This window comes from Telluria sp. RB2R28 (assembly GCF_059685835.1).
The window spans coordinates 1,532,886-1,558,836 of sequence record NZ_JCASIK010000001.1 but is presented as its reverse complement, the minus strand read 5'-3'; the positions used below and the strand labels follow the sequence as shown (position 1 = coordinate 1,558,836).

At 64.4% G+C, this 25,951-nt stretch carries 22 protein-coding genes; 13 read left to right on the top strand and 9 right to left on the bottom strand.

The features are described 5' to 3' along the window. The first annotated feature begins 29 nt into the window (after positions 1 to 29). Positions 30 to 1,484: a Ppx/GppA phosphatase family protein gene (locus AC56LV_RS06850; RefSeq protein ID WP_499556625.1), complete on the top strand. Its 1,455-nt coding sequence runs from the start codon at positions 30 to 32 to the stop codon at positions 1,482 to 1,484. Here the strand turns inward: AC56LV_RS06850 and AC56LV_RS06845 are convergent. Next, positions 1,481 to 1,948 carry a SixA phosphatase family protein gene (locus AC56LV_RS06845; RefSeq protein ID WP_499556624.1) on the bottom strand — a complete coding sequence of 156 codons (468 nt, stop codon included), beginning with the start codon at positions 1,946 to 1,948 and terminating at the stop codon, positions 1,481 to 1,483. The two genes, AC56LV_RS06850 and AC56LV_RS06845, sit on opposite strands and share 4 nt — an antisense overlap. Beyond that, a complete protein-coding gene (ppk1, locus tag AC56LV_RS06840; protein ID WP_499556623.1) occupies positions 1,920 to 4,070 on the bottom strand; it encodes a polyphosphate kinase 1 in 2,151 nt (716 codons plus the stop codon). The genes AC56LV_RS06845 and ppk1 overlap by 29 nt, the downstream gene beginning before the upstream one ends. 156 nt (positions 4,071 to 4,226) lie before the next feature. Between ppk1 and lepB the strand changes: the two genes are divergently transcribed. From lepB to AC56LV_RS06820, 4 genes are all read left to right on the top strand, one after another. Beyond that, complete coding sequence (lepB, locus tag AC56LV_RS06835; protein WP_499556622.1) at positions 4,227 to 4,898, top strand: signal peptidase I; 672 nt, start codon at positions 4,227 to 4,229, stop codon at positions 4,896 to 4,898. A 124-nt stretch (positions 4,899 to 5,022) separates the two neighbouring features. Beyond that, positions 5,023 to 6,216 (top strand): multidrug effflux MFS transporter, encoded by a 1,194-nt coding sequence (locus tag AC56LV_RS06830; protein ID WP_499556621.1) that lies wholly within the window; start codon positions 5,023 to 5,025, stop codon positions 6,214 to 6,216. Positions 6,217 to 6,246: 30 nt separating this feature from the next. Further along, positions 6,247 to 7,326: a hypothetical protein gene (locus tag AC56LV_RS06825; RefSeq protein WP_499556620.1), complete on the top strand. Its 1,080-nt coding sequence runs from the start codon at positions 6,247 to 6,249 to the stop codon at positions 7,324 to 7,326. Further along, entirely contained in the window at positions 7,323 to 7,940 is a 618-nt protein-coding gene (locus tag AC56LV_RS06820) for an ATP-binding cassette domain-containing protein (RefSeq protein ID WP_499556619.1), read from the top strand. Before AC56LV_RS06825 ends, AC56LV_RS06820 begins: the two co-directional genes overlap by 4 nt. Positions 7,941 to 7,946: 6 nt before the next feature. On the opposite strand, the gene smpB is transcribed toward AC56LV_RS06820, so the two are convergent. Further along, the gene (gene smpB / locus AC56LV_RS06815; protein WP_343028481.1) at positions 7,947 to 8,396 is read right to left on the bottom strand and encodes an SsrA-binding protein SmpB; all 450 of its coding nucleotides are present in this window, start codon (positions 8,394 to 8,396) and stop codon (positions 7,947 to 7,949) included. 96 nt (positions 8,397 to 8,492) lie between these two features. Between smpB and AC56LV_RS06810 the strand changes: the two genes are divergently transcribed. After that, positions 8,493 to 8,924: a type II toxin-antitoxin system RatA family toxin gene (locus AC56LV_RS06810; RefSeq protein ID WP_258834442.1), complete on the top strand. Its 432-nt coding sequence runs from the start codon at positions 8,493 to 8,495 to the stop codon at positions 8,922 to 8,924. Next, positions 8,917 to 9,249 carry an RnfH family protein gene (locus tag AC56LV_RS06805; RefSeq protein ID WP_499556618.1) on the top strand — a complete coding sequence of 111 codons (333 nt, stop codon included), beginning with the start codon at positions 8,917 to 8,919 and terminating at the stop codon, positions 9,247 to 9,249. The genes AC56LV_RS06810 and AC56LV_RS06805 overlap by 8 nt, the downstream gene beginning before the upstream one ends. Here the strand turns inward: AC56LV_RS06805 and AC56LV_RS06800 are convergent. Continuing rightward, on the bottom strand, positions 9,221 to 9,751 hold the full coding sequence (locus tag AC56LV_RS06800) for a DUF4124 domain-containing protein (RefSeq protein WP_499556617.1): 531 nt from the start codon (positions 9,749 to 9,751) through the stop codon (positions 9,221 to 9,223). The two genes, AC56LV_RS06805 and AC56LV_RS06800, sit on opposite strands and share 29 nt — an antisense overlap. Before the next feature lie 149 nt (positions 9,752 to 9,900). Here AC56LV_RS06800 and guaB point away from each other — a divergent pair, with 149 nt between their 5' ends. Both guaB and guaA read left to right on the top strand, forming a co-directional pair. Continuing rightward, a complete protein-coding gene (gene guaB / locus AC56LV_RS06795; protein ID WP_499502666.1) occupies positions 9,901 to 11,361 on the top strand; it encodes an IMP dehydrogenase in 1,461 nt (486 codons plus the stop codon). Positions 11,362 to 11,529: 168 nt separating this feature from the next. After that, positions 11,530 to 13,140 carry a glutamine-hydrolyzing GMP synthase gene (gene guaA / locus AC56LV_RS06790; protein WP_499556616.1) on the top strand — a complete coding sequence of 537 codons (1,611 nt, stop codon included), beginning with the start codon at positions 11,530 to 11,532 and terminating at the stop codon, positions 13,138 to 13,140. 490 nt (positions 13,141 to 13,630) lie between these two features. Here the strand turns inward: guaA and proX are convergent, their stop codons facing one another. The 5 genes from proX to AC56LV_RS06765 all read right to left on the bottom strand — a co-directional run bounded on the left by proX (position 13,631) and on the right by AC56LV_RS06765 (position 21,185). Then, entirely contained in the window at positions 13,631 to 14,668 is a 1,038-nt protein-coding gene (proX, locus tag AC56LV_RS06785; protein ID WP_499556615.1) for a glycine betaine/L-proline ABC transporter substrate-binding protein ProX, read from the bottom strand. A gap of 21 nt (positions 14,669 to 14,689) precedes the next feature. Continuing rightward, complete coding sequence (gene proW, locus AC56LV_RS06780; RefSeq protein WP_499556614.1) at positions 14,690 to 15,742, bottom strand: glycine betaine/L-proline ABC transporter permease ProW; 1,053 nt, start codon at positions 15,740 to 15,742, stop codon at positions 14,690 to 14,692. Beyond that, positions 15,739 to 16,974, bottom strand: a complete 1,236-nt coding sequence (gene proV, locus AC56LV_RS06775; RefSeq protein WP_499556613.1) for a glycine betaine/L-proline ABC transporter ATP-binding protein ProV — start codon at positions 16,972 to 16,974, stop codon at positions 15,739 to 15,741. Before proV ends, proW begins: the two co-directional genes overlap by 4 nt. 522 nt (positions 16,975 to 17,496) lie before the next feature. Further along, on the bottom strand, positions 17,497 to 19,164 hold the full coding sequence (locus AC56LV_RS06770; protein WP_499556612.1) for a sodium:solute symporter family transporter: 1,668 nt from the start codon (positions 19,162 to 19,164) through the stop codon (positions 17,497 to 17,499). Positions 19,165 to 19,184: 20 nt separating this feature from the next. Beyond that, positions 19,185 to 21,185 (bottom strand): NPCBM/NEW2 domain-containing protein, encoded by a 2,001-nt coding sequence (locus AC56LV_RS06765; RefSeq protein ID WP_499556611.1) that lies wholly within the window; start codon positions 21,183 to 21,185, stop codon positions 19,185 to 19,187. A 300-nt stretch (positions 21,186 to 21,485) separates the two neighbouring features. On the opposite strand from AC56LV_RS06765, the gene AC56LV_RS06760 reads away from it, so the two are divergent. From AC56LV_RS06760 to AC56LV_RS06745, 4 genes are read left to right on the top strand one after another with little or no spacing between them, the layout of a single operon-like run. Continuing rightward, positions 21,486 to 22,445 (top strand): EamA family transporter, encoded by a 960-nt coding sequence (locus tag AC56LV_RS06760; RefSeq protein ID WP_499556610.1) that lies wholly within the window; start codon positions 21,486 to 21,488, stop codon positions 22,443 to 22,445. A 3-nt stretch (positions 22,446 to 22,448) separates the two neighbouring features. Then, positions 22,449 to 23,759: a D-tagatose-bisphosphate aldolase, class II, non-catalytic subunit gene (locus tag AC56LV_RS06755; RefSeq protein ID WP_499556609.1), complete on the top strand. Its 1,311-nt coding sequence runs from the start codon at positions 22,449 to 22,451 to the stop codon at positions 23,757 to 23,759. Next, on the top strand, positions 23,753 to 24,937 hold the full coding sequence (locus tag AC56LV_RS06750; RefSeq protein ID WP_499556608.1) for an SIS domain-containing protein: 1,185 nt from the start codon (positions 23,753 to 23,755) through the stop codon (positions 24,935 to 24,937). Before AC56LV_RS06755 ends, AC56LV_RS06750 begins: the two co-directional genes overlap by 7 nt. Beyond that, positions 24,921 to 25,889 carry an N-acetylglucosamine kinase gene (locus AC56LV_RS06745; RefSeq protein ID WP_499556607.1) on the top strand — a complete coding sequence of 323 codons (969 nt, stop codon included), beginning with the start codon at positions 24,921 to 24,923 and terminating at the stop codon, positions 25,887 to 25,889. The genes AC56LV_RS06750 and AC56LV_RS06745 overlap by 17 nt, the downstream gene beginning before the upstream one ends. Positions 25,890 to 25,951: the final 62 nt, after the last annotated feature.

Below are 25,951 nucleotides of genomic sequence, written 5' to 3'. Positions count from 1 at the left end.
AGGCATCCGGTCATCATCGAAAGGGCCTCATGTTTGCAGCAGTCGACCTCGGGTCCAACAGCTTCCGCCTCCACATCGGCGAGCCGGCCGGTGGCCGCATCCACATCGTGCGCACCGCGCGCAATCCGATCCGCCTGGCGGCCGGTCTCGATGCCGACAATATGCTCAGCGAAGCGGCAATGCGCACCGCGATCCACTGCCTGCAAGAGTTCCGCAAGATCCTCGACGAATACCAGCTCGACGCCATGCGCGTGGTCGCCACCAACACGATGCGCGTGGCGAAAAACGCCGACCTGCTGCTGCCGCTGGCCGAGAACGCGATCGGACATCCGATCGACATCATCTCGGGCGAAGAAGAAGGGCGCCTGATCTACATGGGCGTGGCGCGCGCGATCGAGCGCCACGACGAGCGGCGCCTGGTGATCGACATCGGCGGCGGCTCGACCGAAGTCATCGCCGGCACCGGGAGCGACATTGGATTGGTCGAATCCTTCGGCATCGGCACCCAGCCGCAAACGCTGGCCTACTTCCCGGATGGCCGCATCACTGCGCACAATTTCGACGCCGCCGTCACGGCCGCCCGCGCGCGTTTCGAAGACGCTGCCTCGCTGTACCACGCCAAGGGCTGGGACACCGCCTACGGCTCGTCGGGCACGATGCGGGCGATTTCCGAAGTCATCTCGCGCAACGCTATCGGCGATGGCACGGTCTCGCAGCACAGCCTGCAGGCGCTGCGCGCCGTCCTGCTCGACCTGGGTCACGTGGATGCGTTCGTGCTCCCGGGCGTCAAGCGCGAGCGGGTGCCCGTGATGGTTGGCGGCCTGACGGTGCTGATCGGCGCGATGCAGGAGCTGAAGGTCGAGCGGCTTACCGCCATCAATGCAGGCCTGCGCCTGGGCGTGCTGTCCGATCTGGAACTGCGCGCGAACCGGCGCGACCGGCGCGACGCCGCGATCCGTGCCTGCATGGGGCGCTTCCGCGTCGACGGCGGGCGTGCGCTGCGCACCGTGGGCATCGCGACGCAGCTGTTCGAACGCCTGCAGCCGCAGGGCGAGACGCACCGGCCGTACCTGGCCTGGGCCGCGATGCTGCACGAAATCGGCCTGGCGATCTCGATGAGCGGCGCGCACAAGCATGGCGCCTACATCGTCGAACACGCCGATCTGGGTGGCTTCACGACGCGCGAGCAGCGCATGCTGTCCACGCTGGTGCTGGGGCAGAAGGGCAATCTGCGCAAGATCCGTGAAACGCTGGTGGAGGCCGATCTGGCCAAGGCAGTACTGGCGCTGCGCCTGGCGATCGTGCTGATGCACGCACGCGCGGACGACGATATCGCCGGGCTGCGTCTGCGCATGAAAGCACGCATCGACCTGGATCTGCCGGCGGAGCTGATGCGCAAGCACCCGACGCTCGCGCCCTGGCTCGAGAAGGAAGTGCAGGCCTGGAGCGAGGTCGGGGTGCCGTTCCAGGTCCGCCAGGGTTAACGCAGCTTGCCGATCACGTCCGGCCCGGCGACGAGCCGGATGTACGGCATGCCGTCGCTGGCCTTGTGCTCGATCCAGAACACGCCGCCCTTGCGGATGCGCCAGTCCTGCTTTTGCCCGCACAATAACAGCGAGGCTACGTTACCCAGCAGCGGCTGGTGACCTACCACCAGCACCGGCTGCCGGTGCGTCGGCCAGCCGCAGGCCTCGATGATCGCTTCCGCGCTCGACGCCGTGCTCAATGCCTCGGCCACCTTGTAGCGCCGCCCGAGCGCATCGGCCGTCTGCACGCAGCGCGTGGCGGGGCTGACCAGGATGCGGCAGTCGGCCGGTAGTTTGCGCTCGAGCCACGCGCCCATGCGGGCGGCGTGGCGCTGGCCTTTGGGCGTGAGCGCGCGGTGTTCGTCGGCCAGTTCAAGCGAGCCCGGCTCGGCTTCAGCGTGGCGCCAGAGGATCAGTTCCATTGTCGATTTCCTTGTTGGGGGCGCTCTCGGCGCCGAGCATGTCCATCAGCGCCTGCTGCGCGCTGAAACCAACCTGTTTGCCGCGCGGCCGGCGGCGGCGGTAGCGGCCATCGCTGCCCAGGTCCCAGGCATTCACATTGTCCTTCAGGTAGGGCAGCAGGCCTTCGCGCATGATGCGGCGCTTGAGCAGCGGCGCGCGGATCGGGAATGCCACTTCGACCCGGCGGAACAGGTTGCGGTTCATCCAGTCGGCGCTGCTCAGGTACGTGTCGTGTTTCAGGTCGTTGCGGAAGTAATAGATCCGCGTGTGTTCCAGGAAGCGCCCGACGATCGAGCGCACCTTGATGTTCTCGGACAGCCCTTCGACTCCCGGGCGCAGCGCGCAGGCGCCGCGGATGATCAGGTCGATCTTCACGCCCACGCACGACGCGTCGTACAGCGCCTTGATCACCGATTCGTCGGTCAGGGAATTCATCTTGGCGATGATGCGTCCTGGTTTACCCTGTTTCGCCAGCTCGGTCTCGTTGCGGATCGCGCGCACGATTTCCTTGTGCAGCGAAAACGGCGCCAGCCAGATGCTGGCCAGCTGCTTGGGCCGCGTCATGCTGGTCAGGTGGATGAAGACTTCATTCACATCCGACGTCAGGTCCTCGTCGGACGTGAGCAGGCCAAAGTCGGTGTAGAACCGGGCGGTGGTGGGGTTGTAGTTGCCGGTGCCGAGGTGCGCGTAACGGCGCAGGCCACTCGGTTCGCGCCGCAGCACGAGCGCCATCTTGGCGTGCGTCTTCAGCCCCACGACGCCGTACACGACCTGGGCGCCGGCCTTCTCGAGCTTTTCGGCCCAGTTGATATTGGCTTCTTCGTCGAAGCGCGCCATCAGTTCGACGATGACGGTGACTTCCTTGCCGCGCTCCGCAGCCGTGATCAGCGCCTCGACCAGCTCGGAATTGCTGCCCGCCCGGTAGATGGTCTGCTTGATCGCCACCACGTTGGGATCCGCCGCCGCGCACTGGATGAAGTTGATCACCGGCTGGAACGATTCAAAAGGGTGGTGCAGCAGCGCGTCTTGCTTGCGCAGCGCGGCGAACATGTCGGCGCCCGACAGCTTGCCCGGATAGCCCGACACATACGACGGGAACTTGAGCTCGGGCTGGTCGTGCTGGTTGACGATTTCGAGCAGGCGCCCCAGGTTCACCGGGCCGTCGACCGGGAACAGCCGGCTACGGTCGATGTGGAACTGATTGAGCAAAAAATCGGCCAGGTGCGCCGGGCATGAGCGGCCCACTTCGAGGCGCACGGCAAAGCCATACTGGCGGCCGTGCAGCTCGCTCTGGAGCGCCTGGCGCAGGTTTTTCACTTCTTCTTCGTCCACCCACAGGTCGCTGTTGCGGGTGACGCGAAACTGTGAGTACGACACCACTTCGCGGCCCGTGAACAGCTCGGCCATGTGCGACTGGATCACCGACGACAGCAGGCAGTACGAGGTGCCCGGCTTGTCCGACAGGTCGTCCGGCAGGCGGATCACGCGCGGCAGCACGCGCGGCGCCTTCATGATGGCGATCCCCGAGCCGCGCCCGAACGCATCCTTGCCACTGAGTTCAACGATGAAGTTCAGGCTCTTGTTGATCACGCGCGGGAACGGGTGCGCCGGGTCGAGGCCAATGGGCGTGAGCAGCGGACGCACTTCGCGGTCGAAATACTGCTTGACCCACGCGCGCTGGGCTGCATTGCGTTCGCTGCGGTGCAGGAGGTGGATGCCTTGCCCGGACAGCTGCGGCAGGATCTCGTCATTGAACAGCGCGTACTGGCGCGCGATCAGGTGGCGGCACTCGGCGCTCGCGCGTTCGAGGTCGGCAGCCAGGGTCTCGGGCAGTTCGCTGTCGTTGCGGTCGATCTGGTAGGTGGCGAGCAGGCTGGCCACGCGCACTTCGAAGAATTCGTCCAGGTTGCTCGCGACGATGCACAGAAAGCGCAGGCGCTCGAGCAGCGGTACGGTGGGGTCTTCCGCCTGCGCCAGCACGCGGCGATTGAATTCGAGCAGCGACAGCTCGCGATTCAAATAAGCGCTGCCGTCGGAAAATTGTTTCAAGTCAGCCTCGGTGGCCTTTTTCTTCATATCCATGGTCTGCGGTCGTAGTCGTCCCGCAATCAGTCTAGTTGTCGAATATGACAGCGTGGTGACACTGCTGTCAGGATTGCGTTGTTAATGAAAGGCTAAGCATCGACGGTTGATCGACATTTACCATCGATGGTTCCATCACCCAATCAGGAGCAGTCCGTGACCAAACTCATCCGCGCCAACAAGGGTTTTCTGCTGTTTCTGCTGTTGTTTGGCGTCTTTCGCACCGCGGTCGCCGACTGGAGTCCGATTCCATCCGGGTCGATGCGGCCCAATCTGCTCGAGGGCGACGTCGTGTTCATCAACCGGCTGGCATACGACCTCAAGATACCACTGACTGAACGGCAAGTGGCGCACCTCGGGGATCCTGCCCGCGGCGACGTGGTCGTGTTCTATTCGCCGCGCGACGGCACGCGCCTGATCAAGCGTGTGCTGGCGTTGCCGGGCGACCTGGTCGAGATGCGCAATGACCGCTTGAGCATCAATGGGGAAGAGGCTGCCTACGGCTTGGCGGGGACCGCACGCGAGTCCGCCTGGGGCCGCGAGGTCGACGCCGTCCGGCTCAGCGAATCCGTGGGCGGCACGCATCAGCGCGTACAACTGCTCCCTGGCGTGCCCGGGCTGCGTGACATCGCGCTGATGCGCATACCGCCCGGTCAGTACCTGATGCTCGGCGATAACCGCAACAACAGCGCCGATTCGCGCGTCATCGGCCTGGTGCCGCGCGCCAAGCTGCTTGGCCGCGCCGAACGCATCCTGGTCTCTGCCGATTACCAGCACGACTGGATGCCCCGTTTCGAGCGTTTCGGCATGACGCTGCGCACCGATTGAAAACAGGGCGGCGGCAGATCGGGAAGGCCGAAGTCGATTACAATCGCAGCCCTCCAATGCCCGTCATCCGGCCCCATGCATCGTGCATCGTGCAGCGCCGGCAGGTTTTCCGAAAGCGCCGTCCATGCAAAAACTCCTCACCGTCATCCTCGCCTGCCTCGGCATGATCGGGGCCCTGGCCATCGACACCTATCTGCCGTCGATGCCGGCCATCGGGGCCGAATTCGCGGTCGGCCCGGTCGCGGTGCAGCAGACGCTGAGCGTGTTCCTGTTCACGTTTGCGTTCATGATGCTGTTCTACGGGACGCTGTCCGATTCGTTCGGCCGCCGTCCCGTGATCCTGACCGCGCTGACCGTCTACACGCTGGCCTCGATTGGCGCGGCGTGGGCACCGAGCTTCGGCTGGCTCCTTGTGTTTCGCGCGTTGCAGGGGCTGTCGGCCGGCGCGGGCTCGGTGATCGGTCAGGCCATCGTGCAGGACCGCTTCTCGGGCGCGCAGGCGCAGCGCATGATGTCGCACATCATGATGGTGTTCGGCCTCGCGCCAGCGATCGCCCCGGTCCTGGGCGGCTGGCTGCACGTCACCTTCGGCTGGCGCTCGTCGTTCGTGTTCCTGGCGGTGTTCGGCGCGCTGCTGATCCTGGTGTGCCTGAAGTTCCTGCCCGAGAGCCTGCCGCGTGAAAAGCGCCAGGTGTTCCATCCCGGGACCATCGGCCGCAACTACGTCAAGGTGCTGCGCCATCCGCAGTTCGTGCTGCTCTCGCTGGCGCTGGGCCTCGCGTTTTCAGGCCTGTCGCTGTACATCGGCTCGGCCTCGAACTTCGTCATGGTGATCCTTGGTCTGCCTGAGACGGCGTTTGCCTGGATGTTCATTCCGCTCGTCGGCGGCATGGTGGTCGGCTCGGCCTGGGGCGGCAAGCACGCGCACAAAAGCACGCCGACCCGCATGATGTGGCTGGGCTTTGGCGTGATGGCGCTGGGTGCGGCATTCAATGTCGGCTACAACGCGGTGTTCACCGCCGCCGTGCCGTGGGCCGTGCTGCCGCTGTTCGTCTACACGTTTGGTCTGTCGGTCGCGATGCCGGCGATCCAGATCACCGCGCTGGGGCTGTTCCCGGACAACCGCGGGCTGGCCTCGTCGATGATCGGCTTCATTCAGATGATGTCGTTTGCACTGGTCTCGGGCCTGGTGGCGCCGCTCTTGTTCCACAGCGCGCTGCACCTGGCGCTGGGCGTGGCGGCCGGGCTGGCGCTGAGCTTCGGCGCCTGGCGCCTGTCGGTGCTCATGGCGGTCAAACCTGCCGTCGTCGCGGCCTGAGTGATGGCCACGCGGCGCTGGCGGGCAGCGGTGGCCGAACCTTTCGGTACCCTGTTCCTGCTGCGCCGCCGGTATTTCGCCGCGCAGTCGCGGGCGCTGTACGCGCGCTATGCGCACGTACTGGTCATCTGTCTTGCCTTGTTTGGCCTCGCGCTCGTTGAGCGGCCCACGCTGCTGGCCGCGCCGATCCTGCACTTCTGGCGTGATCCCGCCGACTGGGGCACCGGCTCCATCTATATCGTCGGCTGGCTGGCGGCGGTTGCATTGTGGGCGCGCGTCCACCGGCCATTTGTGCGCGGCGCGGCGCTTGCCGGGTTTGCCCGTGCGAGCCTGCACGGAGGGCGCGTGGCGCCTGCGCTGGATGTTGCCTTGCTGCTCGTCGCACTGCAGTGGTGGGCGCTGCCGTTTGCGGTCGCTTTCTGGACCGTGGCCACGAGCCCCGCACCGCCGCCCGGCGCTGACGGTTTCTTTCCCCTGTATGTTCTTGGGCTGGTCCTGCTGACACTCGCCGTGGCGCATGTCGTGGTGTTCGGTGCTGACCGTGCTCGTGGCGCGCGGCGCACGGACGCAAGCGGCGTGCTGCGTGTTCCTGCACTGGTGTCCCTGACACTGCTGCAGGTGCGCAGCCTGTGGCGCGGCCACCTGCACGTGGCGCTGCCGCGTATCGGGGCGGCGCTGCTCGTGCATGCGACCAGCTGGTGGATGATCTGCCAGGTGGGCAAGCGCCAGGATGCCGGCGGCTTCATCGCGGTGGCGTGCGCCGTGAGCGCGCATGCACTCGCCGGCCTGTATTACGCGTTCTGGCGGGCGCGCCAGCCGCTCGAACCCTACCTGCGCAGCATACCGTTCGGCGTGACCAAGGCGCTCGTGGCCGAACACCTGGTCGTGCTGGGCCTGGGCGGCGGCATCGGCATCCTGGTGTGGCTCGGGTACCGCGTCACGCCGGCGAGCAGCCCAAACCTGCTGTCGATGCTGGCCCACTGCCTTGGCCTGTCCCTGCTGCTGCTCACACTGCTCGGCGCCCCGGCGCTGCAGCGGCACCGGTACGGCGCCGCGTTCAAGGCCGCACTGACATTCGCTGCACTGATCCTGATGGGAGCAACACAATGACGATGCTGTTGACAGCCGAAGGACTGGGCATGCGCTACGGCAGCCACGTGGTGTTCGAGGACCTGCATCTGGCCTTTGGCGCAGGCGCCGTGGCGCTGGTGGGGCCCAACGGCGCCGGCAAGTCGACCTTGCTGGCGCTGCTGGCCGGCATCGACGCGCCGCAGAGGGGGCGCGTGCTGGTCTGCGGGCATGACCTGGCGCGCGGGCAGGGCGCCCGCGCGGCACTGGCCTGGGTGCCCGATGCGTCGGTTGCGTACGACTTCATGACCGGCGACGAATTCCTGCGCATGGTGCAGGCGCTGCGTGGCTGCGGCGGACCACACGCAGCACTGCTGGAAGGCTTCGGCATCGCGGCGTATCTTGGCGCGCGCTTTGGCGACATGTCGCTCGGCACGCGCAAGAAGTTCATGCTGGCCGCCGGCTTGATGGGGGACGCGCAGGTCGTGCTGATGGACGAGCCGACCAATGGCATCGATGCCGACGCCCGGGCATTTCTGATCGATCAGATCACCACGCGGGCGCACGAACACCTGGTGCTGTTCTCGACCCATGACCGCGACCTGATCGCGCTGACCGGCGCCCGCGTGCTCGAGTTATCGGCACGGGACGCCTAGAACGGCTTAGCGCCGGTTGGTCTTCATCGCCGCATCGACCTCGCGCTTGGCGTCGCGGTCTTTCTCGGTCGAGCGCTTGTCGTGCTGCTTCTTGCCCTTGGCCAGGCCGATCTCGCACTTCACATTGCCCTTCTTGAAGTGCAGGTTGAGCGGCACCAGCGTGTAGCCGGAACGCTCCACCTTGCCGATCAGCTTGTCGATCTCGGCGCGGTGCAGCAGAAGCTTGCGCGAGCGCAGCGCCTCGGGGTGGCTGAAGCTCGACGTGGTCGTCAATGCACTGACGTGCGCACCGAACAGGTACAGCTCGTTGTCACGGACGAGCACGTAGGCTTCCTTGATCTGCACCCGCCCTTCGCGGATGGCCTTGACTTCCCAACCCTCCAGCACGAGACCTGCCTCGTAGCGGTCTTCGATGAAGTAGTCAAAAAATGCTTTTTTATTGTCAGCGATGCTCATGAAAAGGCGAAAATTCGCGTGTCGGTTAAACTACTGCTATTGCGCCAACGGTGGCGCCACTTGCAAACGACCCCCATCATAACAAACGGTTGACCAATGGCAGTAGTGCACAAATCAGTTTTCCTTGGCTATAGCGCAGAACAGATGTTCGACCTCGTTGCCAAAGTCGAAGATTATCCCAAGTTCCTTCCCTGGTGCAGTGGCGTGAACATCGTCGAACGCACCGATGACAAGCTCGTCGCGGCCCTGCAAATTAATTTTCACGGCGTCAAGCAAAGCTTCACGACCTCGAACCACAACCAGCGCCCGACCCAGATGAAGATGCACCTGGTCGACGGCCCGTTCAAGCTGCTCGAAGCCACCTGGAGCTTCAAGTCGCTGCGCGCCGATGCCTGCAAGATCGAGTTCGACATGCAGTACGAGTTCTCCAGCATGATCCTGGCGCAGATCGTCGGCCCCGTGTTCGGCATGATCGCCAACAGCATGGTCGACTCGTTCTGCAAGCGCGCCGAGGTCGTGTATGGCTGACCTCGCGGCCTCGCCCGCGTTGGTGGGCATCTCGGTCTGCTACGCCAGTGACAAGGTCGAATGGCTGCGCGAGCTGCAGGTAGAACCCGGCACGACGATCGGCATGGCCATCGAGCGCTGCGGCGTGCTGGAAGCCTTCCCCGACATCAATCTGACGACGCAGCCGGTAGGCATCTACGCGAAGAAGAAGACGCTCGACACGGTGCTGCGCGAGCGCGACCGCATCGAGATCTACCGGCCGCTCGTGGCCGACCCGAAAGAGTCGCGCCGCAAGCGCGCGGCCAAGCGGGAAGGCGCTAGCGGCAGCCCTGCAGTGCCTGATTGACCTGTGCGGCCCGCGTGGCGCGCTCGGCATCCGTCATATAACGTTTCTGACCATCCTGGCCGTAGCGCGCGATGCGTGTGCCGGACGCGAGCTGCGCTTGCGTTTCGCGCGCGGCGTTGCAGCGTTCGGCCAACTGGCGCGCACGCTGCGCTTCTTCCTGTGCTTTCAGATTGGCTTCGTCGCGTGCCTTGGTGCGCGCGCGATAGGCGGCTTCCTGCTCGGCCAGCGTGGGTGGGCCTTTCGGTGGCAGCGGCTTGGCGGCAGGATCGGTGGTGACTGGTTCGACTGGCGTGGCCGCAGGCGGCGCGGGCGCCGGTGCCAGTTCGGGGGCGGCGCGGCCCGGCGCCTTGACGATCTTGCTGGCCGGCGTGCCGGGCGGTGGCGGGCGATCGGAATACTGGCGCGTACCGCCAGGGCCGATCCAGACATACTGGGCCTGCGCGGCCGTGGCGGCAAGAAAGAGCAGGGTGGCGCCGAGGGCGCGGTACGGCATACGCGTCATAGAAATTGCTCCTGAGAATTAACAGATTTCGCCATGCTTCGGCCTGGCTGTCAATCGCAAACCGTACCGCACCAACTAAATTTGGGCCAGGGCGGCGACGGAAATCACGGGTTTCTGTATAATTCGCTTTTGCGCCTATAGGAAATACTATGCGTCTCCTCCAAAAAGCACTCACCTTCGATGACGTGCTGCTCGTCCCGGCCTACTCCAACGTTCTTCCGGCCCAAACTTCCCTGCGCACCAAGCTCACCCGCAATATCACGCTGAACATTCCGCTGCTGTCCGCCGCGATGGACACCGTGACCGAAGCGAACCTGGCGATCGCCATGGCGCAAGAGGGCGGCATCGGTATCATCCACAAGAATCTCCGTCCAGCCGACCAGGCGCGCGAAGTCGCGCGGGTCAAGCGCTTCGAAGCGGGCGTGCTGCGCGATCCGATCACGATTCCACCGACCATGAAGATCCGCGAAGTGCTGGCGCTGTCGCAACAGCATGGCATCAGCGGCTTCCCGGTGGTCGAGGGCAATCAGGTGGTCGGCATCATCACGAACCGCGACCTGCGTTTCGAGGAAGACCTGGACGCCGAAGCGCGCGCCAAGATGACGCCGCGCGACAAGCTCGTCACGGTCAAGGAAGACGCGGACACGGCCGAAGCCAAGCGCCTGATGAACAAGCACCGCCTCGAGCGCGTGGTCGTCATCAACGACAACTTCGAACTGCGCGGCCTGATCACCGTCAAGGATATCCAGAAGTCGCACGAACACCCGCTGGCCTCGAAAGATTCGCAGGGCAAGCTGCTGGTGGGCGCCGCTGTCGGCGTCGGCGAGCGCGATGAAGAGCGCATCGAACTGCTGGTCGCGGCCGGTGTGGACGTGCTGGTGGTCGACACCGCCCACGGTCACTCGCAAGGCATCCTCGATCGCGTGCGCTGGATCAAGGACCGTTACCCGCACGTGGACGTCATCGGCGGCAATATCGCCACCGCATCGGCCGCGCTGGCGCTGGTCGAAGCGGGCGCGGATGCGGTCAAGGTCGGCATCGGCCCTGGCTCGATCTGCACCACCCGCATCGTCGCCGGCGTGGGCGTGCCGCAGATCACCGCGATCTCCAATGTTTCCGAAGCACTCGAAGGCACCGGCGTGCCGTGCATCGCCGACGGCGGTATCCGCTTCTCGGGCGACATCTCGAAGGCACTGGCTGCAGGCGCACACACCGTCATGATGGGCAGCATGTTCGCCGGTACCGAAGAAGCACCGGGCGAAGTCATCCTGTACCAGGGCCGCAGCTACAAATCGTACCGCGGCATGGGCAGCCTGGGCGCGATGGCCGACGGTTCAGCCGACCGCTACTTCCAGGAAGCGTCGAGCAAGGCCGACAAGTTCGTGCCTGAAGGTATTGAAGGCCGCGTGGCCTACAAGGGCAGCGTGCTGGCGATCATCTTCCAGCTGATCGGCGGCGTGCGCCAGTCGATGGGTTACTGCGGTTGCAGCACCATCGAAGAGCTGCGCTCGAAAGCCGAATTCGTCGAAATCACGTCGGCCGGCATGCGCGAATCGCACGTGCACGATGTGCAGATCACGAAAGAAGCGCCGAACTACCGTTCGGAGTAACACGACACGCGACGCGGCCGCTTGTGGCCGCACCCACGTGGTCGCTTGCGGCCGCATCCGTAGGGTGGACGGCTCTGCCGTCCACGCGTTCAATCAGTGCTGGCTTTGTCTGAACGCGTGGACGGGAAACCCGTCCACCCTACCTAGATTTCTATTGACAGCTAACTCATGCACTCCAAAATCCTCATCCTCGATTTCGGTTCCCAGGTCACCCAGCTGATCGCCCGCCGCGTGCGCGATGCCGGCGTCTTCTCCGAAGTCTTCCCCTACGACGTCAGCGACGAGTTCGTCCGCGACTACGGCGCCTCGGGCATCATTCTGTCGGGCAGCCACAATTCGACGCTCGAAGGCGATTCGCCACGTGCGCCGCAGGCCGTGTTCGAAGCCGGCGTGCCCGTGCTGGGCATCTGCTACGGCATGCAGACCATGGCGGCCCAGCTGGGCGGCAAGGTCGAAAACGGCCTGAAGCGCGAATTCGGCTACGCCGAAGTGCGCGCCCGTGGCCATACGGCGCTGCTCAACGGCATCAATGACTTCGTCACCGACGAAGGCCACGGCATGCTGAAGGTCTGGATGAGCCACGGCGACAAGGTCCTCGAAATGCCGGACGGCTTCAAGCTGATGGGTTCGACCGACAGCTGCCCGATCGCCGCGATGGCCGACGAAGAGCGCCATTTCTACGCGCTGCAATTCCACCCGGAAGTCACGCACACGACGCAGGGCGAAGCCATCATCGGCCGCTTCGTGCACGAGATCTGCGGTTGCAAGTCGGACTGGAACATGCCGGATTACATCGGCGAAGCCGTTGAAAAGATCCGCGCACAGGTCGGTACCGACGACGTGATCCTGGGCCTGTCGGGCGGCGTCGACTCGAGCGTGGCTGCCGCGCTGATCCACCGCGCGATTGGCGACCAGCTCACTTGCGTGTTCGTCGACCACGGCTTGCTCCGCAAGGACGAAGGCAAGATGGTCATGAGCATGTTCGAAAAGAACCTGGGCGTGAAAGTGATCCGCATCGATGCCGAAGACCAGTTCATGGGCCACCTGGCCGGCGTGAACGATCCCGAGCAGAAGCGCAAGATCATCGGCCGCGAGTTCGTCGAAGTGTTCCAGGTTGAAGCGGGCAAGCTGACCAATGCCAAGTGGCTGGCGCAGGGCACGATCTATCCGGACGTGATCGAGTCGGCTGGTAAAGGTAAAAAGGGCCAGACGATCAAGAGCCACCACAACGTGGGTGGCCTGCCAGAGACACTGAACCTGAAGCTGCTCGAGCCGCTGCGCGAGTTGTTCAAGGATGAAGTCCGTAAGCTGGGCGTCGCGCTGGGCCTGCCGCATGACATGGTCTACCGTCACCCGTTCCCGGGTCCTGGTTTGGGCGTGCGCATCCTGGGTGAAGTCAAGAAAGAGTTCGCCGACCTGCTGCGTGAAGCCGATGCGATCTTCATCGAAGAGCTGCGCAACACGCCGTTCGAAGTACCGCACGTGCCGGGCATTGATGCGGGCAAGGCGCCGCTGAACTGGTATGAAGCGACCAGCCAGGCGTTTGCCGTGTTCCTGCCGGTGAAATCGGTGGGCGTGATGGGCGATGGCCGCACGTATGAATACGTGGTTGCGCTGCGCGCCGTGCAGACGCTGGACTTCATGACGGCGCAATGGGCGCATCTGCCGCATGCGTTGATGGGCAAGGTGTCGAACCGCATCATCAATGAGGTGCGGGGGATTAACCGCGTTGTCTATGATATTTCGGGGAAGCCACCGGCGACGATTGAGTGGGAATAAGGTTTCGTGCTTAAATCATTCTTCGGAAGATTTTAGAAAAGCTCGCTTCGGCGAGCTTTTTTGTTAATGCCTGCTGATGGCGACGCGTCGGGCAGGTGCTCGGCATCACTGGATAGGCAGGTGTAGTACCCGTCTCCACAATGTTTTGGCTTTGTGACGCTTTGTAGATTGCCTGCGTTTTTTGCTGGAAGGCTATGCCATTCCCGACACGAATGCATGAAATACGCGGAAGGTTAGAGAATCGATCGGAGCGGGCGGAACAACAGCAGAAATTTACAAAATGTAACTAACCAACGTATTGAGCAAGAAAACAGAAGGCTTTTGCGCCAACAATACCGATAACACGCCAGTCAATCAACCAGGCTTACAGGGATAGGGTGACGGTCATGCAGATCACATTCAGCGTACCGTCTGTTCAGGCGACCAAGAGGGGCCGCCAGGCCAATCGCAATCACTGCGTCCTGACGGCGCTCTTGCGACTACGGCAAAATCACGGCGCCGCCGCCCGCGCCTGCGAAATCCAGTCATCAAATTCCTTCTGATGGAACTTGATCCACCCCGACACATGGCGCGCAATATCGGCCTGGGAGTTTTCGCCAGTGCGCATGCGCGCATTCTGCGCGTCGATATCGGCAATCGGCAAGCGCATCACCTGGAACAGCTTCACGGCAGCCGGGTTCTTCTCGGCCCAGGCACGGTTCACGACAAAGCGCGTCGTGTTGATGGCAAAGCCGTAGTCGCTGCCATCGGGAAGGCGTGTATCGGGCTTGCCCGGATACGCCGTCTTCGGCGCCTGCAGCCACACGACATCCTTGCCCGGAATCAGGACGCCATTGACCCAGTAGGGCGTCCAGGCGTAATACAGGATCGGGTCGCCGCGCTTGAAGCGGCCGATGGTATCGGCGATCAGTGCGGAGTAATTGCCCTGCACATGCGTGACCGTGCTGCGTAGCTTGAAGCCGTCCATGTGCTGCTCGATCATCGCTTCGCAGCCCCAGCCCGGATTGCAACCGGCCATGTCCGCCTTGCCATCGCCGTCGTTGTCAAACAGCTTGGCCAAGCGCGGCTCGCGCAGTTGGCCGATATTGGTGATGCCGTACTTGTCGGCCGTGGCCTTGTCGATCAGGTAGCCCTGGGCTGCCGGCCCGGCGTACTCGCCGGTGCGCAGCAACCTGGCGTCGCCGCCGGCGTTGTCATAGAAATCCTTGTGCAAGGGGTCCCAGTGCACCGCCAGGAACGTGGCATCGCCATTGGCAATGGCGACGTGGGCCGTGGGGTATTCCACTTCCTTGATGGGTTGCGGTGCGTAGCCCAGCGCTGCCAGCGCACGGTCGACCAGCATGGTCTGGAACGTCTCTTCGGCCACCGGGCTTTGCAGCGCTTGCACCTTGATCCCTTTGCCGGGAAGGGCGTCCGCCGGCGTTTGCGCCACGGCCAGGTGGGTAGTGAGCGCCAGTGCGCCAAGCGCGATGGTGGCGATCCAGCGAAACATGCGTCGTGACTGATGTTTGATCGTAAATTTTTTCATGCGATGCATTCGTTGTCCTTTTTATGATTGTGGCTTGCCGCGCGTCAGGCGCAGGATGAGGCCGGCCGGGCCGGTCTGGTACCAGTGGCGTACGCCACGACGCGGCTGTCCCATCGATTGCGTCAGGCGGTCCAGCGTGATTGCCAGCAGCACGATGCCCAGGCCGCCTACGGTGGCCAGACCCATGTCGAGGCGGCCGATGCCGCGCAGGACCATCTGGCCCAGGCCGCCCACGGCGATCATCGAGGCGATCACGACCATCGACAGCGACAGCATCAGCGACTGGTTGATGCCAGCCATGATCGACGGCATTGCCAGCGGAAACTGGACGCGGGTCAGTAACTGCCACGGCGAGGCGCCGTAGGCGCGCGCTGCCTCGATCAGGTCGGGCCGCACCTGGCGAATGCCGAGATTGGTCAGGCGCACCAGCGGTGGCAGGGCAAAGATGATCGTCACGATCACACCCGGCGCATTACCGATACCAAACAACATCACCACCGGCACCAGGTAGACAAAGGCCGGCGTGGTCTGCATGGCGTCGAGCAGCGGACGCAGGAGGTTCTGGGCGCGGTCGCTGCTGGCCAGGAAAATCCCCAGCGGCAAGCCGATCACCATGCAGAAAGCAAGCGAGGTCAGCACCAGCGACAGCGTGATCATGGCGTCGGACCAGATGCCCAGCATCGACACGATCAGCAGCGCCACCACGGTGCCGATGGCGAGCGTGCGGGTAGTGAATTGCCAGGCCAGCACGCCGATAACGGCGATCACCGCGAGGGCTGGCCCAGCCAGCAACAGCGCGCTGACGGCGTCGAGCGTGGCGTCGATGGGCGCGCGCACGATCTGGAAAAATGGACGGAAGTGCTCGACCACCCAGCCCAGCGCGTCGTTGATCCCGGACTGGAGTGGCAGCGAACCGTCCAGCAGATCGGACAGTCCGACGCTGGCCTGATCGGGCGAGACAGCCGGTGCGGCGTCGAGCCAGGAGGTATCGCGCGGCGGGGTCGGCAGCCATGGATTGATCTGCGCAGCTTGAGGGGCGGCGGCTTGGGTCGCTTCGGCGGTGCCGGAATTCATGGTTGTCCTTTCGGGATGTGTGGTGCGGCGATGGGCGGCGTGTCGCGGTCAAGGAACTTCAGCAGGGTGGTCTTGCTGATGGCGCCGCGGTATTTGCCATCGTTCGTCACCACGGGCACGCCATACGGCATCTGCGCGACCTGGCCGAACAGGCCTGCGACCGGTTCATCGGCATCGATGGTGGTGACGTCGGGCAGGTAGGCATGCGCCAGGCCCAGCGGGCCGACGTGGCCATCGAGCGCGCTGCGCAGCGAGTCGGCCGAAACCACGCCCAGGAATTTCTGCTGCGGGTCGACCACGTAGGCGTAGGCCCGATCCTGCTCTTCCAGCATCGACAGCGCTGCGCGCGAACCGCGCGCGGGCGACTCCGCCACCACGATCTGGCTTTTACGGGCGATATCGCCGGCCTTGAACACTGCCGCGGCATCGACGCCGCGCACGAAGTTGCGCACGTAGTCGTTGGCAGGCTGGCGCAGGATGTCTTCCGGCGTGCCCACCTGCACCACATGCCCGTCCTTCATGATGGCCACCCGGTCGCCGATGCGCATCGCTTCGTCGAGATCGTGCGAGATGAACACGATGGTGCGGCGCTTGATCTGCTGCAGGCGCAGCAGCTCCGATTGCATCTCGGTGCGCATGATCGGATCGAGCGCCGAAAACGCCTCGTCCATCAGCAGAATGGCGGGATCGCACGCCAGCGCGCGGGCCAGGCCCACGCGTTGCTGCATGCCGCCCGATAATTCGTCCGGGTAGCTGGCGCCATACCCGGCCAGGCCCACCTGGTCCAGCGCCTGCAAGGCCAGCGCATGGCGCTCGGCCTTCGGCGTGCCGGCCAGCTCCATGCCGAACGCCGTGTTGTCGAGCACGGTAAGTTGCGGCAGCAGCGCGAACGACTGGAACACCATGCTGATGTCCTTGCGGCGCAGTGCGCGCAACTGGGCGTCGGGCAGGGTGTTGATGTCATTGCCGTCGATCAGGATGCGCCCGGCGGTCGGCTCGATCAGGCGATTGAGCATGCGCACCATCGTCGATTTGCCCGACCCGGACAAGCCCATGATGACGAAAATTTCGCCGGCTTCAATCGTAAAGCTGGCGTCGAACACGCCGATGGTGCAGGCGGTCTGGGCCAGGATGTCCTGCTTGCTGGCGCCCTGGCGAACCAGGTCAAGGGCGGCTTCCGGCTTGTCGCCGAAGACTTTGAAGACCTGGTCGATGATGATTTGTTTTGCCACGGTGTGGTTCTCCCTCGATCTGTCGGATGAAATGAAATCGCCGCAGGCAACGAGGCCCGCAGCGGAGATCGCGACATGGTCGTGATGCAGACAGCGCGTGCCTGGCCTGTCGACGCGGCGACAATGCCAAAGGCGTGCCGGCGCTTGCGATGTGCGCAGTGCGTGCCGGGTGCTGTGTGCGTGTTAATGACGCTGAGTGTCGTTCAACCGCGATGCGGCGAACGTTGCTTGATGCGGGCGGTTGGCCCGGGGTTCGGTTCCCATGCACGGCATGGAAAGCGATCGATAGCAGATGTGCTACCGGGGGTTTTGTTGTAAAAGGGCCGCAATTATAGCAGCAATGATGTCAAAAGAAAATTGCTTTTTGCGGTGAAACATGATTGCTGGAGCAGTATCAAGCCGGGGCACAAGCCGGGGTCAGGTCTGACATTCGGACACGGACCCAGCTGTGAACACGAGCGCGCTGCCGATCTCGTTCCCTTTGAACGACAAATCGAACCAGCGCGACAACATGTCTTCAACCTACCAACCGCCGTAAATCGCCACCAGCACGACAAAAATAATCACCGAGCCAAGCGCAAAGCCGCGATCAACGCGGAACATCGACCGGTCGATCACCATGCGCTTGTGGCTACCATCGCGCCGCGCCGTAATGCTCAACAAAACCATACCAATCACCACCATGACGAACACGATCAGCATCCGGTCAAGGAACGGGATCTCATACACACCAGCCCCGTTATTGACCGCAAATCCGATCGGCGCCAGAAAACCCAGATCCATCACCATTGGCAAGAACTTGAGAAACACCGAAAACACCAGCCCGCCAATCGTGGCGAACATGGCCGCCGCAGCAGTGGTCTTGCGCCAGTAAAAGCCCAGCAAAAACATCGCCAGGATGCCGGGTGACACAAAGCCAGTGTATTCCTGGATGTACTGGAAGCCGCCTTTCTTGTCGATCCCCAGCAAGGGTGCGAGCAGCACGGCGATGGCCATCGCCGCCAGCACGGAGATCCGGCCGATCCAGACCATGCGCTGCTCGCTGGCTGCGCGGTTGACATGCTTGTTGTAGACGTCGAGCGTGAAGATCGTCGCGACGCTATTGGCCTTGCCGGCCAGCGACGCAACGACCGCCGCAACGAGCGCAGCGAACGCCAGCCCCTTGAGCCCGGCCGGCAGCAGGGCCAGCAGGGTAGGGTATGCGCGGTCCGGATTCAGTTCACCGTCCGGCCGCATCGCGTCGCCAAGTGTGCCGGACTTGTCGAGCGCGTAGGCCGCAATGCCGGGCAAGACCACGATCACCGGCATCAATAGCTTGAGGAAGGCCGCGAACAGCAAGCCCTTGCGCGCCGTATGAAGGTTGGCACCCAGCGCGCGCTGGACGATGTACTGGTTGCAGCCCCAATAGTTGAGGTTCACGATCAGCATGCCACCGATGATGGTCGACATGCCGGGCAAGTCCATGTAGTTCGGATCGTCTCGCGTGAGCACCATATTGAAATGCTCGCCGGCGCGCAGATACAGTTCGCTCAGACCGCGCACCGCGCCCTGGCCACCGGCCAGCGCCGCCACCAGATCGAGCGCAATCCAGGTCGTAACGAGCCCGCCGATCACCAGGCACAGCACCTGGATCACATCGGTGTAGCCGATCACCTTCATGCCGCCCAGCGTGATGACGGTCGCGAACACGGCCAGGAACAGCATGCAGGCCAGCACGTTCAGCCCGGCGATACTGCTGATGGCCAGTGCGCCCAGGTACAGGATGGCGGTCAGGTTGACCACCACGTACAGGCCAAGCCAGAACACGGCCATCGTCGCCGCCACCGCCGGGCCGTAGCGCCGCTCGAGAAATTGCGGCATCGTGTAGATGCGGTTCTTCAGGTAGATCGGCATGAAGAACACGGCGACGATGACCAGCGTCGCCGCGGCCATCAGCTCATACACGGCGATCGCCATGCCGATACGAAAGCCCGCCCCGCTCATGCCAATGAACTGCTCGGCCGAGATGTTCGAGGCGATCAGCGAGGCGCCGATGGCCCACCACGTGAGCGACCCTTCCGCCAGGAAGAAGTCGTGGGTGGCCTTGCCGGACGAGCGTTTTTTGCTCCAGTAGATCCAGATGCCGTAGGCCGAAATGGCCACGAAGTAGATGAGGAAGACGAGGGTGTCGAGGCTGGTGAATGAGGTCATATCGTGTCGTGTCCCGGCACTCAGATGCGGTCGTTGCTAGAGGTTCGCGGACCTGGCACAGCGGCAGCCGCCTGCGTCAGCTGCACGTCGCCCCACGTCGCCACGACAGGCACTGCGTTGCCAGTTTTGGCATCCCGCACCACCAGTTCAATGACCTTCACGCCGCGCACATCGGCCGTCAATGCCTGGACTTTCGATCCGAACCGTGCCGGCGCGCTTTGCGTCAGCAGTTTTCCATCGCCATACACATAAAAGCGCACCAGCTCGCCCGTGTTTTCAGTCGAATCGTCCACGCCAACCGACGCGGTCAAGCGCGCATGACCGGCATCGTTCTTCACCTGAAGCCGCGAATTGGACAGCACGCCAAGCCCCGACGTAAACACCTGGCCGGCCACCTGCAGGCTCTGGCCAAACGGCGTTGCATCCGGCTGCGCGCCTCCCCAGCCCGCATACTGGGGCCGCGAGCCACCAGAGCGGGTGCTCGACCACGGGTCGATCATGCGATGGATGGTCGGATCGAGTTGCGGCTGGCGCGTCCCGTCAACCGCGACATTGATCGACCCCGGAATCTCCGACAGATACACACCGTGTTCCAGCTGGCGCTTGCCTTGCGCTTCGAACACGAGCGTCTCGTGCGGCGCGAGCGTGAAGGCTTTCTCGCCGGTGAAGGTCAAGGTCTCCTTCGTCCACAGGTTGCGCAGCGTGACCGGCGCGCCATCCGCCAGTTTCAGGTGCATCGCCAGCAGCGTCACCGGTGCCGGCGCCGCGCCGCGGTTGAACAGTGCCACTGCCTTGCGCTGGCCGTCACCCAGCGTCTTGACGATGATCTGCGCATCGTTCGAATCATAGGCGACGATGCCCTGGTGGCCGGCCTTGTCCTGGTTCAGGCGAATCACGTCCGCATTGCCCAGGACGGCGAGCAGCGACGCCGGACCATGCTGCAAGTCATAGCTGATCAGCAGCGGCGCATTGATCATCGCCCACAGCGAAAAATGCGAGCGCACTTCGACCGGGTTGCTGGCATCGAATTCGCCATGGCCGATGTGCAGGATATCGGGATCGTTCCAGTGGCCGGGGCCGGCGTACAGCGCACGTTTGGCCGCGCTGTCGAAGTTGTGCAGCATGCTGGTCCAGCTCGGCGTGATGTCGGCGCTGGTGCGCCACAGGTTGCCGACATCCTTGCCCCAGCTGCGCACGTTGGCCATGCCCCAGGCGCAGATCGACATCACATAATCACCCAGCGGGCGCGCCGCCTTGATTGCCGCAGCAACGGTCTCGTAGCGGGCACGCACGGCGCCGATATCCGTGCGGTTGATCGACCCGCGTTCGATCAGCGGCGCCATGCCGCGGTAACTCTGCTTCTTGACCAGGTCCGAGCCCGGTATGAAATCGGCCAGCCCGCAGGCGTCGATCTTCAGGTAGTCAAAGCCCCATTCCTTGAAATACAGGTTGATGTCCTGCGTGACGTGGCCGTCCAGTCCCACTTCGCGTTCGGCGGTCGTGCCCTGTGGCAGGTTGGGCGAATGCAGATCGTAGGCTTGCGAGCACGCATTGCGCCCGACATCCGTGTAGATGCCCGCCTTGAAGCCCATCGCGTGCAGTTTGTCGGTGAACGGCTTGAAGCTCGTGCCGTCCGGCCCGCCGGTAGCGGCAGACGGGAAGATGCCGGTGCGGATCTGCAGGCGGCCATCGCTGGTGCGGCGCTTCATCCACCAGCCATCGTCGAGAATGACATGGTTGTAGCCGAGCTTTGCCAGACCGCTGTCGGCAAGCACCTTCGCCGCGCCCATGACCTTGCCTTCGTCGACTTCCGTGCGAAAGGCATTCCAGCTGTTCCAGCCCATCGGCGGCGTGCTCGCGCTGCCGCTCGTGTTGCCTTCCCAGTGGCCTGCCGGAGCCAGGGGATCAGCGGGAGATTTTGCATGCACCTGCATTACCGACAGCGCCAGGGCGGCAGCCAGGCTGCTGCACACAACGGCCCAGGGTTTGAGTTCACGTGGCTTACTCCAGCGATGGTTCATGCAAATCTCCTGACGATGAATTTGTCTACGGGCGGAACAGTTCGGACGGCACGTACATCCGTTGTCCAGATGGTAATCGAAAGTATTCGAAAATAAAAGGCGCGATTTTGTCATCAAAAACACGCTATATCGAAAATATTTGGAAAGACTTTGCTTTTCGTTTGTCACTTCTTTACTATCACATCGATGGCAACGAAAACGTTTGAAACAAACGCACCTGGCGGAGAGGATTCGGATGAAACGCACATCGAGCAATGGGATTGAATACCGCATGACCGGGCTGACAGCATGGGTGGCCCCATGAATCCGGCAGACGCCGTGGAAACGACAACGCTGCCTGAACAAGTCACCGCCGGTGCTGCCAGGCCGCGCTGGCTCGGTTACGCGCTGGCGACGGCGCTGCTGTGGGGAGTATGGGGCGCTTTCGCAGGCCTGCCCACGCAGAACGGTTTTCCTGAAACCCTCGTGTATGTGGTGTGGGCGCTGACGATGATCCCGCCGGCGCTGTTCGTGCTGGCGCGCTCCGGCTGGCGCGTGCGCCGCGATCGCACTGCCGTGTGCTACGGGCTGGCCATTGGCCTCTTGGGCGCGGGTGGCCAGATGGTGCTGTTCTACGCAGTCAAGGCCGGTCCGGCTTACCTGATTTTCCCGCTGATTTCGCTCTCTCCCGTCATCACGATCGTGCTCTCGCTGCTGTTCCTGCATGAGCGTACGGGCCGCATGGGCGTGCTCGGCATCGTGCTGGCCGTGTGCGCGCTGCCGCTGTTTGACTTCAACCCGGGCGGCGCGCCGCAGCAGTACGGGCTGTGGTTCGTGCTGGCGATTGGCGTGCTGGTCGCATGGGGCCTGCAGGCGTACTTCATCAAGCTGGCCAACACGCGCATGGATGCCGAAAGCATCTTCTTCTACATGACCGCCAGTGCGCTGCTGTGCATTCCGGTGGCGCTGGCGATGACCGATTTCTCGCAGCCGATCAATTACGGGCCATCCGGGCCGCTGCTGGCCGCCGCCACACAGGTGCTCAATGCCATCGGCGCGCTGACGCTGGTGTACGCCTTCCGGCACGGCAAGGCGCTGACGGTGTCGCCGCTGGTCAATGCCGGCGCGCCGCTGTTGACCACCGTGATCGCGATGGCGCTGGCCGGCGCGGTGCCGGGTGGCTACCGGCTGGCCGGCATCGGACTGGCGCTGGCGGCCGCGCTGTTTCTTGCGCTGCAGGCGGACGACGTCGCGCCTGCCGAATCAACCGAAGGAGCCTGACAAATGGACTACATGTTGAATCTGGTGCGCCGTCACAAGGCCGGCGAAGCAGTCGGGATCCACGCGGTGTGCTCGGCGCATCCGATCGTGCTCGAGGCTGCGATGGAAGTGACACTGGCGGCAGGGCCGGCGCAGCCGGTGCTGATCGAAGCCACGTCGAATCAGGTGAACCAGGATGGCGGCTACACCGGCATGACCCCAGGCGCATTCCGTGATTTCGTCTTCGCCATCGCCGACCGCGTCGGCCTGGCACGCGAGCGCGTGCTGCTGGGTGGCGACCATCTGGGCCCCAATGCCTGGCAGGGCGAGCACGCGGATGCGGCCATGGCGAAGGCCGAGGTGCTGATCGACCAATACGTCACGGCGGGCTTTCGCAAGATCCACCTGGATTGCTCGATGTCGTGCGTTGGCGACCCGGTGCCGCTGCAGGATGACGTGGTGGCCGCGCGCGCTGCGCGGCTGTGCGCCGTCGCCGAGCGGGCCTGGCAGGCGGCCAGCGGCGAAGCGCCCGTGTATGTGGTGGGCACCGAAGTGCCGGTGCCCGGCGGCGCCCATGAAGACCTGGCCGAACTGAGCGTCACGACGCCCGCCGCGGCGACGCAGACGATCGCTGCGCACCGCGCTGCGTTCGCTGCTGCCGGACTGGATGCGGCGTGGCCGCGCGTGGTTGGCCTCGTGGTGCAGCCGGGCGTCGAATTCGACCATCACAAGGTGATTGATTTCCGGCCCGAGCGCGCCGTGGACCTCGGCCGCATGATCGAAGACGTGCCCACGCTGGTCTACGAGGCCCATTCGACCGACTACCAGACGGCGGCCAATCTGGCGGCGCTCGTCGCCGGCCATTTTGCGATCCTCAAGGTGGGCCCCGGCGCGACGTTCGCGCTGCGTGAAACGCTGTGGGCGCTGGCCGATATCGAGGCCGCGATGGCGAGTGATGGCAAGGGTTCCGGGTTCAAGGACACGGTGCTGGAGGTGATGCGCGCCGAGCCGGCGCAGTGGCAAAAGTACTACGACAACGAGCCGCGCCGCGCCCGCTTCGACCAGCAATACAGCCTGAGTGACAGGATTCGCTACTACTGGCCGCATCCGGCTATTCAGGCCGCGCAGGCGCGCCTGCTGGCCAGCCTGGAGCGCACGCCGCCGCCGCTCACGCTGCTGAGTCAGTACCTGCCGTTCCAATACGACGCCGTGCGTGAGGGGCGGCTGAACAATCAGCCGGTCGATCTGCTCAAAGAGGGCGTGGCCAGGGTGCTGCGCCAATACATGGCGGCCTGCATGGCAGGCGCCGCAACGAAGGAGTTGGAAGCATGTTAGTCGCTGACAGGAATATTCTGGGCATTGGTACGGAGCGGCTCGATGCCGCCGGCGCCGGCGCTACCGCGCGAGAAATCGCGCAGCAATCGGCCATCTGGCCCGAGATCGAGGCACTGGTCGCCCATCAGCGCAGCGCGCTCGACGCGTTCCTGGGGCCCTTGCTCGCGAAGCCCGACCTGCGCATCGTGCTGACGGGCGCCGGCACCTCGGCCTTCATCGGCGAATGCCTGGCGCCGGCGTTGCTGGGTGGCGGCTGGCGCGCAGACGCCGTGCCCACCACCGACCTGGTGTCGGGCCCGCGCCAGTTCCTGCAGCCGAAGGTGCCGACGCTGCTGGTGTCGTTCGGCCGCTCGGGTAACAGCCCGGAAAGCGTGGCTGCCGTCGATCTGGCCGACGGGGTCGTGGACGAGATCTACCACCTGGTCATCACCTGCAATGCCGACGGCGCTCTGTGCCAGATGGCGCAGGGCCGCGCCAATGCGTATGCGATCCTGCTGCCCGACGCCACGCACGACCGCGGGTTCGCCATGACTACCAGCTTCACCTCGATGCTGCTGGCTGCGGCGGGCGCGTTCGGCGTGCTGGCGCCGGGCGCCACCGCCGGCCCGTCGGCTGCGGCCGCGCAGGTACTGGCGTCGATGCTGCCGCTGCTGGACGGGTTGGTGGCCCAGAAGTTTAGCCGCGTGGTCTACCTTGGCAGCAATGCGCTGCGCGGGCTGGCCCGTGAAGCCTCACTCAAGCTGCTGGAACTGACCGATGGCCAAGTTGTCGCGCTGTTCGACTCGCCGCTGGGTTTTCGCCATGGACCGAAGACGGTCGTCAATGCCGACACGCTGGTCGTCGTGCTGTTGTCGAACGATGCCCGTGCCCGCCGCTATGACCTCGACCTGCTGCGCGAGCTGCGCAATGATGGCCGGGCCGGCCGCGTGCTGGCGCTGAGCGGCCGCGATGAGCCGGTTCTGGGTGACGCCTGCATCACGCTGGACGGGGTCGGGCAGGCCCCGGACCTGGCGCTGGCGCTACCGTACATCGTGTTCTGCCAGGCCTTCGCACTGCTGCAGTCGCTGGCGCTGGGCTTGCGCCCGGATACGCCGAGCGTGTCGGGCACCGTCAATCGTGTGGTGCAGGGCGTCACCATTTATCCACTGGCGGAGGACAGCGATGTTTCTCGGGGTTGACGGCGGCGGCACCAAGACGGCGTTCGCGCTGATCGACCGGCAGGGCCAGGTTCTGGCGCGCAATGAGCAGAGCAGCGCGTACTACCTCGAAGTCGGCATCGATGGCGCGGCTGATGTGCTGGCGCGCGGCTGCGCCGGGTTGTTTGCGGCAGCTGGCGTCACCGCGAACGACGTCACGTTCGCGTTCTTTGGCTTGCCGGCGTACGGCGAAGACCGCGCCGTGCAGGCGCAACTGGATGCGCTGCCGCGCGCCGTGCTGGGCCACGGGCGCTACCTGTGCGACAACGACATGGTGTGCAGCTGGGCCGGCTCGCTGGCCTGTGCTGACGGCATCAGCGTCATCGCCGGCACCGGCTCGATGGCCTATGGGCGCATCGGCGGGCAGGGCGCGCGTGCCGGCGGGTGGGGCGAGTTGTTCAGCGACGAGGGCTCGGCCTACTGGATCGCCCGGGCCGGACTTGCGCTGTTCTCGCGCATGAGCGATGGCCGCGCGCCGCGTGGGCCGCTGCATGGGTTGCTGCGCACGCGGTTAGCGCTGCAGGACGACCTCGACCTGTGCCAGGTCGTCTATGGCGAGTTCAAAGGAGAGCGCAGCAAGGTGGCCGCACTGTCGCGCCTCGTCTCCGAAGCGGCGGCGCTGGGCGATGCGCAGGCAGCGGCAATTCTCGAGTCGGCCGCGCTGGAGGTGGCCGCGCTGGTCGATGCGGTGCGGGGCCAGCTCGGGGTCGATCCAGGCACCGACGTCACGGTGTCGTATTCGGGAGGGCTGTTCGGCGAGGATGGGCCATTGCGCGCTCCGTTTGCGCGCGTGCTTGCTACCAGCAGTGCCGGTGCCTATCGCTTGATCGCGCCGCGCCTGCCGCCCGTGCTCGGCGCCGCCGTGTACGCAGCGCACCAGGTGGGCATACCGCTGAGCCCTGCAGCGCTCGAACGCCTGGCAGGCCTGCAATGACGCGCCGTCAAGCAGATGGCGTGCCGGCGGTGCGCCAATCTGGTAAGCTGTTTTTTTATTAA

Excerpts from the sequence above, each read along its gene's own strand:
- AC56LV_RS06850 (WP_499556625.1), top strand. The coding sequence starts at position 30 with ATGTTTGCAGCAGTCGACCTCGGGTCCAACAGCTTCCGCCTCCACATC.
- AC56LV_RS06845 (WP_499556624.1), bottom strand. The coding sequence starts at position 1,948 with ATGGAACTGATCCTCTGGCGCCACGCTGAAGCCGAGCCGGGCTCGCTT.
- ppk1 (WP_499556623.1), bottom strand. The coding sequence starts at position 4,070 with ATGGATATGAAGAAAAAGGCCACCGAGGCTGACTTGAAACAATTTTCC.
- AC56LV_RS06830 (WP_499556621.1), top strand. The coding sequence starts at position 5,023 with ATGCAAAAACTCCTCACCGTCATCCTCGCCTGCCTCGGCATGATCGGG.
- AC56LV_RS06820 (WP_499556619.1), top strand. The coding sequence starts at position 7,323 with ATGACGATGCTGTTGACAGCCGAAGGACTGGGCATGCGCTACGGCAGC.
- smpB (WP_343028481.1), bottom strand. The coding sequence starts at position 8,396 with ATGAGCATCGCTGACAATAAAAAAGCATTTTTTGACTACTTCATCGAA.
- AC56LV_RS06810 (WP_258834442.1), top strand. The coding sequence starts at position 8,493 with ATGGCAGTAGTGCACAAATCAGTTTTCCTTGGCTATAGCGCAGAACAG.
- AC56LV_RS06805 (WP_499556618.1), top strand. The coding sequence starts at position 8,917 with ATGGCTGACCTCGCGGCCTCGCCCGCGTTGGTGGGCATCTCGGTCTGC.
- AC56LV_RS06800 (WP_499556617.1), bottom strand. The coding sequence starts at position 9,751 with ATGACGCGTATGCCGTACCGCGCCCTCGGCGCCACCCTGCTCTTTCTT.
- guaB (WP_499502666.1), top strand. The coding sequence starts at position 9,901 with ATGCGTCTCCTCCAAAAAGCACTCACCTTCGATGACGTGCTGCTCGTC.
- guaA (WP_499556616.1), top strand. The coding sequence starts at position 11,530 with ATGCACTCCAAAATCCTCATCCTCGATTTCGGTTCCCAGGTCACCCAG.
- proX (WP_499556615.1), bottom strand. The coding sequence starts at position 14,668 with ATGAAAAAATTTACGATCAAACATCAGTCACGACGCATGTTTCGCTGG.
- proW (WP_499556614.1), bottom strand. The coding sequence starts at position 15,742 with ATGAATTCCGGCACCGCCGAAGCGACCCAAGCCGCCGCCCCTCAAGCT.
- AC56LV_RS06770 (WP_499556612.1), bottom strand. The coding sequence starts at position 19,164 with ATGACCTCATTCACCAGCCTCGACACCCTCGTCTTCCTCATCTACTTC.
- AC56LV_RS06765 (WP_499556611.1), bottom strand. The coding sequence starts at position 21,185 with ATGAACCATCGCTGGAGTAAGCCACGTGAACTCAAACCCTGGGCCGTT.
- AC56LV_RS06760 (WP_499556610.1), top strand. The coding sequence starts at position 21,486 with ATGAATCCGGCAGACGCCGTGGAAACGACAACGCTGCCTGAACAAGTC.
- AC56LV_RS06755 (WP_499556609.1), top strand. The coding sequence starts at position 22,449 with ATGGACTACATGTTGAATCTGGTGCGCCGTCACAAGGCCGGCGAAGCA.
- AC56LV_RS06750 (WP_499556608.1), top strand. The coding sequence starts at position 23,753 with ATGTTAGTCGCTGACAGGAATATTCTGGGCATTGGTACGGAGCGGCTC.
- AC56LV_RS06745 (WP_499556607.1), top strand. The coding sequence starts at position 24,921 with ATGTTTCTCGGGGTTGACGGCGGCGGCACCAAGACGGCGTTCGCGCTG.